Raw genomic sequence first — 14258 nt, 5'->3', positions numbered from 1 at the left:
CCGAACCCGGAAGCTAAGACTCTCAGCGCCGATGGTACTGCAAGGGGGACCTTGTGGGAGAGTAGGACACCGCCGGACTCCTTTTGACAGAAGAGCCCCTCCACCGGAGGGGCTCTTCTTGTTTAACGCCCTGGCAATCCGACCAGCTGATGGCTCGCCTCGGGGCCATCCGTTGGTAGTCTCGTACCTCGGTCGCGGCGAGCATCTCTCGTCCTGGCCGATCGACTTCCGGGGCGCGAGCCCCTACAACACAACAGCTGCCTGCACGACAGAACGAGGAGCATCTCCGTGAGCGACCGCGACGACGACCGACCCGACCGACCCCGACGAGACGCGTCCTCCGGACGTGACGGCGGTGCACGGGGGGAGCGGCCGTCGGGTCGTCCGTCGAGCGGCGACCGCGGGGCTCGGGGCGACCGGCCCCAGCGCGGTGAGCGTCCTGCGTACGGGGACCGCGCCTCCTCGGGTCGGCCTCAGGGCGGGGGAGACCGTCGAGGCGGTCCCTCGACCGGCGGTCGTCCCTCGACCGGTTCCGGTCGTCCGTCGAGTGGTGGGCGCCCGTCCACCGGTGGCGGCGGTCGACCCTCGACGGGTGGTGGACGTCCCTCAACCGGTGGACGTCCCTCGAGCGGGTACCAGGGGAACCGCGAGACGCCCGAGGATCGCGATCCCTACGGCCTCAAGTCGGTCCGGCCGGCGCAGGAGGTCGCGCACGTCCCCGACGACGTGGAGCCCCGCGACCTGGACAAGGTCGCCCGAGGCGAGCTGAAGACGCTGAGCAAGGAGAACGCCGACTGGGTGGCCAAGCACCTGGTCATGGCCGGCCGCCTCATCGAGGAGGAGCCGGAGGAGGCGCACAAGCACGCGCTCTCGGCCGGTCGTCGTGCGGGTCGCATCGGCGTCGTGCGCGAGACGATCGCGATCACGGCGTACACGGTGGGGGACTATGCGCTGACCCTCCGTGAGCTGCGGACCTACCGGCGCATCACCGGACGGGACGACCAGCTGCCGCTGATGGTGGACAGCGAGCGCGGGCTCGGCCGTCCCGAGCGTGCGCTCGAGCTGGGGCGGTCAGTGGACGTCTCGACGCTGGCTCCCGCCGTACGCGTCTCGCTGGCGATCGCCATGAGCGGTGCCCGGCTCGATCTCGGCCAGCCCGATGCGGCCCTCGGCGAGCTGGAGATCCCCCAGCTCGATCGCCGCCGTGCCTTCGAGTACAGCCCGGCGCTCTTCGACGCGTACGCGACCGTGCTCGAGGACCTCGGGCGCGAGCGCGACGCCGACGAGTGGCGGACGCTGGCCGAGCGGGCCGACGCCGCACTCGAGGCTCACCACGGAGACGACGACCGGGAGACGGTCGAGGTGGTCGAGGAAGAGCTCGAGCTGGACGAGTCGTGGGACGCCGAGGACGAGTCCGTGCCGCTCGAGGAGCCTGTTGCAGACGACGTGCCCGAGACAGACGAGGCACCTGCGTCCGACGAGGAGCCGGTCCCGGCCGACGACGAGGCTGCTGCCGACACCGACACCGACACCGACACCGACACCGACACCGACACCGACACCGACACCGACACCGACGCGGAGCCAGAGCACCGTGGCTGACGGCCGCACGCCCCTGGACGGGGTCGACACCGTCCTGGCCGACCTCGACGGGGTCGTGTACCGCGGCTCGGTCGCGATCGAGCACGCCGTCGAGAGCCTCACCGCGGCCGCCGAGACGCACCGGGTCGGCTACATCACGAACAACGCGTCGCGCACCGCGGCCACGGTGGCAGCGCAGCTGAGCGGCTACGGGCTGCAGGTGACCGCGGACGACGTGGTGACGTCCCCGCAGGCGGCCGTGCGCCTCCTCGTCGACGCGGTGCCGGCCGGCTCGACCGTCCTCGTCGTCGGGGGAGACGGGCTCACGTCCGTGCTCGAGGCCGAGGGGTTCCGCGTGACGCGCTCGGCTGACGACCAGCCCGCGGCGGTCGTCCAGGGGTTCAGCCCCGAGGTCGGCTGGTCCGACCTGGCCGAGGCGTCGTTCGCCCTCGCGGCGGACATCCCGTGGATCGCGACGAACACCGACTGGACCATCCCGCAGGAGCGCGGCACCGCACCCGGCAACGGCACGCTCGTCAGCGCCGTGCACACCGCCGTCGGCCGTCTGCCCGTGACCGCGGGCAAGCCCGAGACGCCGATCTTCACCGCGGCCGTCGAGCGGTTCGGCGCCACGACCGCCATGTTCATCGGCGACCGGCTCGACACCGACATCCTCGGGGCGCGGCGTGCGGGGCTCGTCTCCGTGCTCGTCCTGACCGGCATCGACGGTGCCAAGCAGGTGCTCGCGGCCGAGAAGGGCTCGCGACCCGACTTCATCGTCGGCGACCTGCGGGAGCTGAGCCAGCCGTATCCCGAGATCGCCGAGCACGACGAGGACGACGTCCACGTGGTCACCGTGCGCGGCGCTCGCGTCGCCGTCCGCGGCGGCGTCGTCCGGGTCCTCGCGGCCGGAGACGACCCGGTCGACCTGCTGCGCGCCGGGGCGCACGCCGTCTGGGGCACCGGGCGGGCCATCTACGGCCTCGACATCGACCCTGCCCTGCACCCCGGTGAGTAGGGTGGACGACACCATGCAGCAGGAGCCGAGATCCGTCGACACGACGTCCGACGAGGAGGCGATGGCCGAGCTGGCAGGACGCCTCCAGACCATCGAAGCTCTCCCTCTCGACCAGCGTGCGGCTGCGTTCGGCGCCGTGCACGACGAGCTGCGTCTCGCGCTCGAGGGCACGGGCGAGCGCACCGGCGAGACCGACGACAGCCCGGGTGGTCGGTGACCGTCCGCATCGAGGAACCGGAGGACGCCGCCTCGTCCGCCGAGCAGGCGGAGCGGGCCGGCCAGCGTCTCGACGCGGCGCTCGCGTCTCGGGGGCTCGCGCGCTCCCGCACGCACGCCGCCCGCCTCCTCGCCGACGGCCTGGTCACGGTCAACGGCTCGGGCGTCGTGAAGGCGTCGTCCCGCGTCGTCGAGTCCGACACCGTCGAGGTCGCAGGCCTCGACCACTACGTCAGTCGTGCCGCGCACAAGCTCGTGGCGGCGCTGGACGCCTTCGACGTCGACCCCCGCGGCCGCACGGCCCTCGACGTGGGCGCGTCGACCGGCGGCTTCACGCAGGTGCTGCTCGAGCGGGGCGCCGAGCGCGTCGTCGCGCTCGACGTCGGGCACGGCCAGCTGTCGCCGTCGGTCCGCAGCGACCCGCGCGTCACGGTGGTGGAGGGCGTGAACGCCCGCTACCTGGAGGCCGGCCAGCTGCACGGCCTCAGCGACCGCGCCTCCTCGATCGACCTCGTCGTCGCCGACCTGTCGTTCATCTCGCTCACGATGGTGCTGCCCGCGCTGGTCGCCAGCGTGCCTGTGGACAGCGACTTCGTCCTGCTCGTGAAGCCGCAGTTCGAGGTGGGCCGGCAGGGGATCCGCGAGGGCGTCGTGCACGACGCCCGGCTGCGGAACGAGGCCGTCACCGGCGTGCTCTGGGCGGCGCACGACCTCGGCCTCGGCACCGCCGGGATCATCCCCTCACCCATCGTCGGCACGGCGGGCAACAAGGAGTACGTCGTGCGGTTCTCGGCTCGTCACGGGTCCAATCCGACAGAATGGCTCGGCAGGTCCGAGAGCACGACGGGAGCGTGAGAGAGATCGACACGACGGCACGGAACATCCTCGTGGTCTCCCACACCGGGCGGCGCGACTCGCTCGACGCTGCCCTCGAGGTCTGCGGCCTCCTCGTCTCCGCGGGTGTCGTGCCCGTGCTCTCCCGTGACGAGTGGGACGACATCAAGACGGCGGCGCCCGACATCGAGCCGGTGGACATCCTCGGCGAGGACGTCTCGCTCGACTCCCTCGAGTGCGTCATCGTCCTGGGCGGCGACGGCACCATCCTCCGCGCCGCCGAGCTCGTCCGTGGCACGCGGGCGCCGATCGTCGGGGTCAACCTCGGCCACGTCGGGTTCCTCGCCGAGAGCGAGCGCGACGAGATGGCCTACGCCGTGTCGCGCGTCGTCGCCCGTGACTACGACGTCGAGGAGCGCTTCGCCCTCGACGTGCGGGTCGTCGAGGGCTCCGAGGTCGTCTGGCGCACCTGGGCGATGAACGAGGCGACCGTCGAGAAGGCGTCGCGCGAGCGGATGCTCGAGGTCGTCATCGAGGTCGACGGGCGCCCCCTGTCGTCGTTCGGCTGCGACGGTGTCGTCATGTCGACGCCCACCGGCTCGACCGCCTACTCGTTCTCCGCCGGCGGGCCGGTCGTCTGGCCCGAGGTCCAGGCGCTGCTGCTCGTGCCGCTGAGCGCACACGCCCTCTTCGCCCGGCCGCTCGTCGTGGGCCCCGACTCGACGCTCGCCGTCGAGGTGATGAGCCGTACGGACGGCCGCGGCATCCTCTGGTGCGACGGCCGCCGCGAGCACGACCTGCCCCCGGGCGCCCGGGTCGAGTGCACCCGCTCGGACCAGCCCGTGCTGCTGGCCCGTCTGCGACAGGGGCCGTTCACCGACCGCCTCGTCGCCAAGTTCAAGCTGCCCGTGACCGGCTGGCGCGGCCCAGACCAGGGAGATGCGTCGTGATCGAGGAGATCGCGATCCGCGACCTCGGCGTCATCGGCCGTGCGACCCTGCCCCTCGGGCCAGGCTTCACCGCCGTGACCGGCGAGACCGGCGCCGGCAAGACCATGGTCGTCACCGCGCTCGGCCTCCTGCTCGGCCAGCGAGCCGAGAGCGGCATCGTGCGCTCCGGCAGCGCCCAGGCCGTCGTCGACGGCCGGTGGGTCGTCCCGGCCGAGGGCGCCGTGGTCGAGCGAGTCCACGACGCCGGGGGAGACGTCGACGACGGCGAGCTCTTCCTCAGCCGCGTCGTCTCGGCCGAGGGGCGCAGCCGTGCCGTCGTGGGCGGCCGCTCCGCCCCGATCGGCGTCCTCGGCGACCTCGCCGACCACCTCGTCGTCGTCCACGGGCAGTCCGAGCAGATCCGTCTCAAGTCGGCCCAGGCACAGCGGGCGGCGGTGGACGCGCACGGAGGCGCGCCCCTCGCCGCGGCCGCCGCCTCCTACCGGGCCGCTTTCGACGCGTGGACCGCCGCCCGCGACGAGCTGACCGAGATCACCCGCGACCGCGACGAGCGCCGTGCCGAGGCCGACGCGCTGCGCGCCGCCATCGACGAGATCGAGGCGGCGGCTCCCGTGGCCGGCGAGCTCGACGAGCTGGACGCGACGGCCGACCGGCTCAGCAACTCGGAAGACCTGCGGCTCGCCGCGGGCCTCGCCCACGAGATCCTCTCGACCGACGCCGTCGACGGCACCCGCGACGTCCTCTCGCTCGTCGAGGAGGCGCGGCGCCAGGTCGAGCGCGTCGCCCCCCACGATCCTGCTCTCGCGCCGATCGCGGACCTGCTGGCTGAGGTCAGCGTGCAGGTGTCCGAGTCGTCGTCGCGCCTGTCGAGCTACCTCGGGGGCCTCGACGCGGACGCGGCGGGCGACCTCGAGGCGGTCCAGACCCGTCGTGCCGAGCTGACGTCGCTGATGCGCAAGCACGGTCCTGGCCTCGACGACGTGCTGCGCCTGCTCGACGAGGGCAGCCGACGCCTGGTCGAGCTGGACGGCGACGACGACCGGCTCGCCTCGCTCGACGACGAGGTGGCGCAGTTCCGGGCCGAGGCCGAGGCCAGGGCGAGCGTCCTCAGCGACCTGCGCCGCGCCTCCGGTGCCGACCTGTCCGAGCGGGTCAGCGCCGAGCTGTCAGCCCTCGCGATGACCGGCGCCGAGATCGTCGTCGAGGTGACGCCGCGCGACGAGCTCGGCAGCACCGGCGCCGACGTCGTGTCGCTGCTGCTGCGACCGCACCCGGGCAGCGAGCCCCGCCCGCTCGGCAAGGGAGCATCGGGAGGCGAGCTCTCGCGCGTCATGCTCGCCCTCGAGGTCGTCATGGCCGGGTCGAGCGACGTGCCGACATTCGTCTTCGACGAGGTCGACGCCGGTGTCGGCGGGTCCGCCGCGATCGAGATCGGCCGCCGACTCGCCGCGCTGTCCGAGCGCGCCCAGGTCATCGTCGTGACGCACCTCGCCCAGGTGGCCGCGTTCGCGACGAACCACCTGCGCGTCGTCAAGGACGCGTCGGGCGAGGTCACCGCGAGCAGCGTGCAGCAGCTCGAGGGCGACGAGCGCGTCGCCGAGATGGCCCGGCTGCTCTCGGGGCTGCCCGACAGCGCCAGCGGCCTCGACCACGCCCGCGAGCTGCTCGAGCTCGCGTCGGCCGGCCGCGCCGTCACACACTCGTAACAGGCAGCGGTGGCTGACCGGCCCCGCGTGACATAGGATGGAATCCCGTGGTGAACGTTGAGAACTCGGGCCCTGATTCCTCCTCGATCGACGGAGGTGGGCCTTCGGAGTCCGCTTCGCCGGATCAGGACACGACAGCTGGTCGCAACGCTTCCAGCGCGACCAAGACCAGTGTCACGAAGCACATCTTCGTCACCGGCGGCGTCGTCTCGTCGCTCGGCAAGGGCCTGACGGCCGCCAGCCTCGGCAACCTGCTCACGGCGCGCGGGCTGCGCGTCGTCATGCAGAAGCTCGACCCGTACCTCAACGTCGACCCGGGAACGATGAACCCGTTCCAGCACGGCGAGGTGTTCGTCACCGACGACGGAGCCGAGACCGACCTCGACATCGGCCACTACGAGCGGTTCCTCGACATCGACCTCGACCAGGCCGCGAACGTCACGACGGGCCAGGTCTACTCGACCGTCATCGCCAAGGAGCGCCGGGGCGAGTACCTCGGCGACACCGTCCAGGTCATCCCGCACATCACCGACGAGATCAAGCGCCGCATGCGCCAGCAGGCCGAGGGCGACGTCGCCCCGGACGTGATCATCACCGAGGTCGGCGGCACCGTCGGCGACATCGAGAGCCAGCCGTTCATCGAGTCCGCGCGCCAGGTGCGGCACGAGCTGGGGCGCAACAACGTCTTCTTCGTGCATGTCTCGCTGGTGCCCTACATGGGTGCCTCGGGCGAGCAGAAGACGAAGCCGACGCAGCACTCCGTCGCGGCGCTCCGCTCGATCGGCATCCAGCCTGACGCGCTCGTGCTGCGCAGCGACCGCCCCGTCAGCGAGGCGAACAAGCGCAAGATCGCGCTGATGTGCGACGTCGACGAAGACGCCGTCGTCAACGCGAAAGACGTGGCGAGCATCTACGACATCCCCTCGATGCTCAACGAGCAGGGCCTCGACTCGTACATCATCCGCCACCTCGGCCTGGCCGAGAAGGCCGGCGAGGTCGACTGGTCCGGCTGGCAGACCGTGCTGGACGCGGTGCACCAGCCGAAGCACGAGGTCACCATCGGCCTCGTCGGCAAGTACATCGACCTGCCCGACGCCTACCTCTCGGTCACCGAGGCCCTGCGTGCCGGCGCCTTCGCGCACCAGGCGAAGGCGAAGCTCGTCTGGATCCCGTCGGACGACTGCGAGACGCCCGAGGGCGCGGCGGCGGCGCTGTCGCAGGTCGACGGCATCTGCGTGCCCGGCGGCTTCGGCATCCGCGGCATCGAGGGCAAGCTCGGCGCCCTGAAGTTCGCCCGCGAGAACGGCATCCCGACCCTCGGCCTCTGCCTCGGCCTTCAGTGCATGGTCATCGAGTACGCGCGCGACAAGGCCGGCCTGGCCGGCGCCTCCTCGTCCGAGTTCGACCCCGACACCGAGTTCCCCGTCATCGCGACGATGGCCGAGCAGGTCGACATCATCGCCGACGGCGACCTGGGCGGCACCATGCGCCTCGGCCTGTACCCGGCCGCCCTGCAGGCGGGCTCGCTCGCGGCCGAGCTCTACGGCTCCGAGCTCGTCGACGAGCGCCACCGCCACCGCTACGAGGTCTCGAACCAGTACCGCCAGCAGATCGCCGACGCGGGCCTCGTGTTCTCGGGCACCTCGCCCGACGGCACCCTCGTCGAGTACGTCGAGCTCGACCGTGCCGAGCACCCGTTCTACATCGGCACCCAGGCGCACCCCGAGCTGCGGTCGCGACCGAACCGCGCCCACCCGCTGTTCAGCGGCCTCGTCGGGGCCTCGCTCGAACGCCAGAACTCGAGCCGGCTGTTCGCGGACGAGGACGGGAGCGACGACGCGACCGGCACCCGTGCCGACGCGGTCGCCGCAGCTGCAGCCCAGGACTCGACCGACGGCGCGGCCGAGGCCGCCGCCCCCGGGCGGTCCTGAACCGTGACCGACTCCGAGCTGCTGCGGGACGAGCCTGCCGACCCGACCGTCACCTCCTCCGAGACGGTCTTCGAGGGCGCCGTCTGGAACGTCGTCCGCGACGTCGTCGACTACAACGGATCGCCGATGACGCGCGAGTACGTCGCGCACACCGGGGCAGTGGCGGTGCTCGCGGTCGACGAGCACGACCGCGTGCTCGTCATCAAGCAGTACCGGCACCCGATCCGCAGCCGCGACTGGGAGCTGCCGGCAGGCCTGCTCGACGCCGAGGGCGAGTCGAAGCTCGACGCGGCCAAGCGCGAGCTGGCCGAGGAGGCCGACCTCGAGGCGACCGACTGGGACGAGCTCGTCTCGTTCCACACGACCCCCGGGGGCAACGACGAGATGGTCACGGTCTACCGGGCCACCGGCGTGACCGCGACGGCTGCCGCGTTCGACCGCACCGACGAAGAAGCGGACATCGAGAAGCGCTGGGTCGCCCTCGACGAGATCGTCGACGGCGTGCTGGCCGGGCGCCTGCACAACTCCATCCTCAGCATCGCGGCGCTGGCCGCGACCGTCGCCGCCCGCCGCTGACGACGCGGCAGCCGGCGGTCGGGACGAGCGCACGATGACCTCGATCGAGGAGGCGGTGGCCCGCTACCTGAGGCACGTCACGGTCGAGCGCGGCCTGTCCCCGAACACCACGGCCGCGTACCGACGTGACCTCGTGCTCTGGGCGGCGCACCTCGAGGAGGCGGGACGCGCCTCCGTCGAGGAGGTCGCGCCCGCGGACGTCGCGGCGTTCCCCGCCGCGCTGGCGACCCGGGCGGACGACCCGCTGCGCGCCTCCAGCGTGGCCAGGGTGCTGTCGTCGGTGCGGGGGCTGCACAGGTTCCTGCACGAGGAGGGGCTGGTCGCGGTCGACGTCGCGGCAGGCGTCCGCCCGCCGAAGTTGCCGTCGCGCCTGCCCAAGGCCATCTCGGTCGCGCAGGTCGAGGCGCTGCTGGCCGCGACCGACGGCGACGAGACGGCGCGCGTGCGCGACAAGGCGCTGCTCGAGCTTCTGTACGCGACGGGCGCCCGCGTCAGCGAGGCGGTCTCGCTCAACGTCGACGACGTCATCGACGGGGGAGACGTCGTGCGGCTGTTCGGCAAGGGCGGCAAGCAGCGGATCGTGCCGGTGGGCAGCTACGCGCGGCGGGCGCTGGACGCCTGGCTCGTGCGGGGCCGCCCCGAGTTCTCGGTGCGCGGCGACGCCACGCCCGCGTTGTTCCTCGGCGCGCGGGGCGCGCGGCTCTCGCGGCAGAGCGCCTGGCTCGTGATCCAGGCCGCGGCCGAGCGCGCCGAGCTCGAGGTCGACGTCTCGCCGCACACCCTGAGGCACTCGTTCGCGACGCACCTGCTCGAGGGCGGCGCCGACGTCCGGGTGGTGCAGGAACTCCTCGGCCACTCGTCCGTCGCGACGACGCAGATCTACACGCTGGTGACGGCGGACGCCCTGCGCGACATGTACGTCACGGCCCACCCGCGGGCGCTCCGACCTGCCTCCTGACCAGGCACTACCTTCATCCGCCGCATGAGGCTTCCTGCCTCCGGGGCGGGCGCGTCAGCCCGGCTCGGCAGGGGGCCGCCGGTACCATCGACGTGTGAGCACCAAGTCGACCTCGAGCACGCCCGCCCTCTTCGAGAGCGCTCCGGCGACCGTTCCCGCGAACGGTCCGACCGGTCGCCCGCGCACCGAGTTCGCCGTCCCCGAGCGGCTCGACGGCCACGGCCCCGCGCGCATCATCACCCTCTGCAACCAGAAGGGCGGCGTCGGCAAGACCACGACCACCATCAACCTCGGCGCCGCGTTCGCCGAGTACGGCCGTCGCGTGCTCGCCATCGACTTCGACCCCCAGGGCGCCCTGACCGCGGGGCTCGGCGTGCAGGCACACGACCAGCCGACGATCTACGACCTGATGATCGGTTCGGTGAAGGACGCACACGACGTCATCGTGCCGACGCGCGTGCACGACCTCGACGTCATGCCGGCGAACATCGACCTCTCGGCCGCCGAGGTGCACCTCGTCAACGAGGTCGCCCGCGAGCAGATCCTCGCCCGCATCATCCGCCAGGTCAGCGCCGAGTACGACGTCATCCTGATCGACTGCCAGCCCTCGCTCGGCCTGCTCACCGTCAACGCCCTCACCGCGGCGCACGGCGTGCTCATCCCGCTCGAGTGCGAGTTCTTCGCGCTGCGCGGCGTGGCCCTGCTCGTCGAGACGATCGAGAAGGTCCGCGACCGCCTGAACCCCGCCATCACGCTCGACGGCATCCTGCCGACGATGTTCGACTCGCGCACCCTGCACAGCCGCGAGGTGCTCGAGCGGGTCGTCGACGCGTTCGGCGACGAGGTGCTCGAGACCGTCATCGGCCGCACCGTGAAGTTCCCCGACGCCTCGGTCGCGGGCATCCCCATCACCCAGTTCGCCCCCGAGCACCCGGCGGCGCAGGCCTATCGCCAGCTGGCCCGAGAGCTGATCGCGCGTGGTGCCGCAGCCTGAGGCACCCGTCGTCGCCGCTGGACCCAGCGGTGCTCCTGATCCCGAGGTCGGCGCGCCGACGCGGGGGTTCGAGGTCGTCCTCGACAACTTCAGCGGTCCGTTCGACCTGCTCCTGACCCTCATCGGGAAGCGCGAGATGGACGTCACCGAGGTCGCGCTCAGCGCCGTCACCGACGAGTTCATCAGCTACCTGCGCACGGTCGACACCGACCGGGACCTCGACCAGGCCAGCCAGTTCATCGTCGTCGCGGCGACGCTGCTCGACCTCAAGGTCGCCGGCCTGCTGCCCCAGGGCGAGCTCGTCGACGCGGAAGACGTCGCGCTGCTCGAGGCCCGCGATCTCCTGTTCGCGAGGCTGCTGCAGTACCGGGCCTTCAAGCAGGCGGCGGAGTGGTTCGCCGAGCGCGGCGCCGTCGAGTCCCGCCGACACCCCCGCACCGTGAGGCTGGAGGACAAGTACCGCGTCACGACGCCCGAGCTGGTGTGGACGCTCACGCCTGACGACTTCGCAGCGCTCGCCGCGTTCGCCCTCACGCCCCAGGCCGTGCCGACAGTCGGCCTCGACCACCTGCACGCCCCGCTCGTGAGCATCCGCGAGCAGGCGGCCTGGGTCGTGGCGGTGCTGCGGCGGGCCGGGGTCGCCACGTTCCGCGAGCTCGTGGCCGACGTCGACCAGAAGGGCGTCGTCGTCGCGCGGTTCCTGGCGCTGCTCGAGCTCTACCGCCACGGATCGTTGGCGTTCGAACAGGTGGAGCCGCTCGGCGAGCTCAGTGTGCGGTGGATCGCCGAGCACTGGACCGACGAGGCACTGGACTCGCTGGGGGCCGACTATGACGGCTGACGCGACGACCGCCTCCTCGACCCGCTCTGCCGCAGCGCACGACGACCGCGCGACCGCCCGGGCGCTCGAGGCCGTGCTGCTGGTCGCCGACGAGCCGCAGTCGCTGCTCTCGTTGGCCGCGGCCGTGGGGCGGCCGACCGCGGAGGTGCGCCGCGCCGTGGCCGACCTGGTCGCCGACTTCGACGGCGTCGACGGCACGCCCCGACGCGGCTTCGAGCTGCGTGAGGTCGGCGGCGGCTGGCGTTTCTACGTCCGGGAAGAGCTGGATCGCGTCGTGCGCGATTTCGTGCTGACGGAGAACCCGTCCAGACTGTCGCAGGCGGCTCTCGAGACGCTGGCGGTCATCGCCTACAAGCAACCCATCACCCGGAGCAGCATCGCGCAGATCCGCGCGGTGAACGTCGACTCGGTCGTCCGTACACTGGTGGGTCGCGGCCTGGTCACGGAGTCGTCCACCGACCCCGAGACCGGCGCCCTCACCTACGAAACGACGGATCTCCTGTTGACCCACCTCGGCATCGCCTCGCTCGACGAGCTCCCGCTGATCTCCCCGCTCCTCCCTGACGGATCCGGAGGATTCGACGATGTCATCTGACCCCACCACCACCCACGACGACGATCTGCCCACGGGCGAGCGCCTGCAGAAGGTCATGGCCGCCGCGGGCGTCGCCTCGCGTCGCGTCTCGGAAGACCTGATCGCCGCGGGCCGCGTCACCGTCAACGGCAAGGTCGTCACCGAGGCCGGTCGCCGCATCGACCCCGAGAAGGACAAGGTCGTCGTCGACGGCGCCGCGGTCCAGCTCGACACGACGCGTCGCTACGTGATGCTGAACAAGCCCGTCGGCGTCGTGAGCACGATGAGCGACGAGGCCGACCGCCCCGACCTCCGTCAGTTCACCTCGGACTTCGAGGAGCGCCTGTTCAACGTCGGCCGCCTCGACGTCGAGACCAGCGGCCTGCTGCTGCTGACGAACGACGGCGAGCTCGCCCACGTGCTGGCGCACCCCTCGTTCGGCGTCACCAAGACCTACATCGCCAAGGTGCGCGGCGTCGTCACGCCCGCGGTCCTCGCGCAGCTGCTCGCCGGCGTCGACCTCGAAGACGGCCCGATCGCGGCCGACCGCGCGGCCGTCGTCGCAGGAGGCGCGGGCCTGTCGCGCTCCGCCGACTCGTCCCTGGTCGAGATCACCCTGCACTCGGGGCGCAACCGCATCGTCCGCCGCATGATGGAAGAGGTGGGTCACCCCGTCATCGACCTCGTCCGCCGCTCGTTCGGCCCGCTGCACCTCGGCACCCTCAAGGCGGGCCACGTGCGCTCGCTGAACAAGACCGAGCTCGGCGCCATCCTCACGATCGCGCGCGACGCCTCGCCGTCGCCGAAGGTCGACTCCGTCCCGACGATCGAGAGCGGCGACGCCCCGGTCGACGAGGCCGACGTGGTCGAGGTCGCCCTCGACGCGGACGAGGTCGAGAAGGAGTTCTACGACGAGGACGACGACGAGTACGACCCCGAGACCGACGCCCGCGACGCCCGTCGCCGCGTGCCCGGTGCCGGCCCGCGTGCCGGCGTCGGCAAGGGCGACGCCCCCGTGTCGCGACGCGCGGAGGTGCGGCGCGAGCAGGCAGGACGCCGCGAGCAGGGTGCCGACCGTGGCGACCGCGGTGGGCGCCCCGTGCGTGATGACCGTGGCGGCCGCCCGGAGCGTGGCGGCTACCAGGGGCGCGACGACCGCAGCGACCGCGGGGGCTATGCCGCTCGCGAGGACCGTGGGGGCTACGCCCCCCGCGCCGACCGTCCTGGCTCGGGTGCACGAGGAGGCGCTGCTCGCGACGACCGCGGCGGTCGCCCCGAGCGCGGTGGCTACCAGGGTCGTGACGACCGTGGTGGTCGCCCGGAGCGTGGTGGCTACCAGGGTCGTGACGACCGTGGTGGTCGCCCGGAGCGTGGTGGCTACCAGGGTCGTGACGACCGTGGTGCTCGTCCCGAGCGCGGCGGCTTCGTGTCGCGCGACGACCGTGGCGGACGCCCGGACCGCGGCGGCTACGTGTCGCGCGACGACCGCGGCGGTGCTCCCCGTGGTGGCGACCGCCCGCTGAGTCCCGGCGAGGAACGCGCCGCCGGCTACCCGAACCGCGACCTGCCCAAGGACCCGCGCACCGGCCGCCCCTCCGGCGTCCGTGCTGGCGGACCCGGATCCGGCCGCGGCGGCCGCGAGGACCGCAGCGCCCGTGACGGCGACGACCGCGGCGGCTACCAGGGCCGCGACGAGCGTGGTGGACGCCCGGAGCGCGGTGGCTACCAGGGTCGTGACGACCGTGGCGGTCGCCCGGCGGGTGGCGGCTACCAGGGTCGCGATGACCGTGGTGGTCGTGACGACCGCGGTGGACGCCCCGAGCGTGGCGGCTACCAGGGGCGCGATGACCGTGGTGGTCGTCCTGCGGGTGGTGGCTACCAGGGTCGTGACGACCGTTCCGGTCGCGACGACCGTGGCGGACGCCCTGAGCGCGGCGGCTACCAGGGTCGCGACGACCGCGGCGGACGCCCCGAGCGCGGCGGCGACCGTCCGTTCCGTGGCCGCCCCGACGACGGGGGACGTGGTCCCCGCGGGGGCGGGCGGTCGTGACCGACCCGACCCGCGCCTCCTCGACGGAC

At 72.5% G+C, this 14258-nt stretch carries 12 protein-coding genes, 1 rRNA gene and 1 pseudogene; all 14 read left to right on the top strand.

Annotated features, from left to right (window positions below; all coding sequences use genetic code 11):
- Positions 1 to 78 (top strand): 5S ribosomal RNA (gene rrf / locus ES689_RS06305); the annotation flags it as partial.
- Positions 79 to 726: 648 nt separating this feature from the next.
- Positions 727 to 1602: a hypothetical protein gene (locus ES689_RS15565; RefSeq protein WP_191330208.1), complete on the top strand. Its 876-nt coding sequence runs from the start codon at positions 727 to 729 to the stop codon at positions 1600 to 1602.
- On the top strand, positions 1595 to 2599 hold the full coding sequence (locus ES689_RS06300) for an HAD-IIA family hydrolase (protein WP_191330206.1): 1005 nt from the start codon (positions 1595 to 1597) through the stop codon (positions 2597 to 2599). Before ES689_RS15565 ends, ES689_RS06300 begins: the two co-directional genes overlap by 8 nt.
- A 1-nt stretch (position 2600) precedes the next feature.
- Entirely contained in the window at positions 2601 to 2816 is a 216-nt protein-coding gene (locus tag ES689_RS06295; protein ID WP_146901536.1) for a hypothetical protein, read from the top strand.
- Positions 2817 to 2824: 8 nt separating this feature from the next.
- On the top strand, positions 2825 to 3670 hold the full coding sequence (locus ES689_RS06290; RefSeq protein WP_146901986.1) for a TlyA family RNA methyltransferase: 846 nt from the start codon (positions 2825 to 2827) through the stop codon (positions 3668 to 3670).
- The gene (locus ES689_RS06285) at positions 3634 to 4599 is read left to right on the top strand and encodes an NAD kinase (RefSeq protein ID WP_146901533.1); all 966 of its coding nucleotides are present in this window, start codon (positions 3634 to 3636) and stop codon (positions 4597 to 4599) included. The genes ES689_RS06290 and ES689_RS06285 overlap by 37 nt, the downstream gene beginning before the upstream one ends.
- Positions 4596 to 6305 (top strand): DNA repair protein RecN, encoded by a 1710-nt coding sequence (gene recN / locus ES689_RS06280; RefSeq protein ID WP_146901529.1) that lies wholly within the window; start codon positions 4596 to 4598, stop codon positions 6303 to 6305. Before ES689_RS06285 ends, recN begins: the two co-directional genes overlap by 4 nt.
- Before the next feature lie 185 nt (positions 6306 to 6490).
- Positions 6491 to 8236: a CTP synthase gene (locus ES689_RS06275; RefSeq protein ID WP_223269446.1), complete on the top strand. Its 1746-nt coding sequence runs from the start codon at positions 6491 to 6493 to the stop codon at positions 8234 to 8236.
- 3 nt (positions 8237 to 8239) lie between these two features.
- On the top strand, positions 8240 to 8812 hold the full coding sequence (locus ES689_RS06270) for an NUDIX hydrolase (RefSeq protein WP_146901526.1): 573 nt from the start codon (positions 8240 to 8242) through the stop codon (positions 8810 to 8812).
- A gap of 34 nt (positions 8813 to 8846) precedes the next feature.
- The gene (xerD, locus tag ES689_RS06265) at positions 8847 to 9770 is read left to right on the top strand and encodes a site-specific tyrosine recombinase XerD (protein WP_146901523.1); all 924 of its coding nucleotides are present in this window, start codon (positions 8847 to 8849) and stop codon (positions 9768 to 9770) included.
- Positions 9771 to 9864: 94 nt separating this feature from the next.
- Positions 9865 to 10764 carry a ParA family protein gene (locus ES689_RS06260; RefSeq protein ID WP_123545324.1) on the top strand — a complete coding sequence of 300 codons (900 nt, stop codon included), beginning with the start codon at positions 9865 to 9867 and terminating at the stop codon, positions 10762 to 10764.
- Entirely contained in the window at positions 10748 to 11605 is an 858-nt protein-coding gene (locus ES689_RS06255) for a ScpA family protein (protein WP_146901520.1), read from the top strand. Before ES689_RS06260 ends, ES689_RS06255 begins: the two co-directional genes overlap by 17 nt.
- Positions 11595 to 12200 (top strand): SMC-Scp complex subunit ScpB, encoded by a 606-nt coding sequence (scpB, locus tag ES689_RS06250; protein WP_146901517.1) that lies wholly within the window; start codon positions 11595 to 11597, stop codon positions 12198 to 12200. Before ES689_RS06255 ends, scpB begins: the two co-directional genes overlap by 11 nt.
- Positions 12190 to 12972, top strand: a pseudogene (locus ES689_RS06245) (pseudouridine synthase); the annotation flags it as partial. The gene scpB and the pseudogene ES689_RS06245, both read left to right, overlap by 11 nt.
- Positions 12973 to 14258: the final 1286 nt, after the last annotated feature.

Origin of the sequence: Frigoribacterium sp. ACAM 257 (assembly GCF_007954365.1) — a bacterium.
GTDB lineage: Bacteria > Actinomycetota > Actinomycetes > Actinomycetales > Microbacteriaceae > Frigoribacterium.
This window is presented reverse-complemented; position numbering and strand designations above follow the sequence as displayed.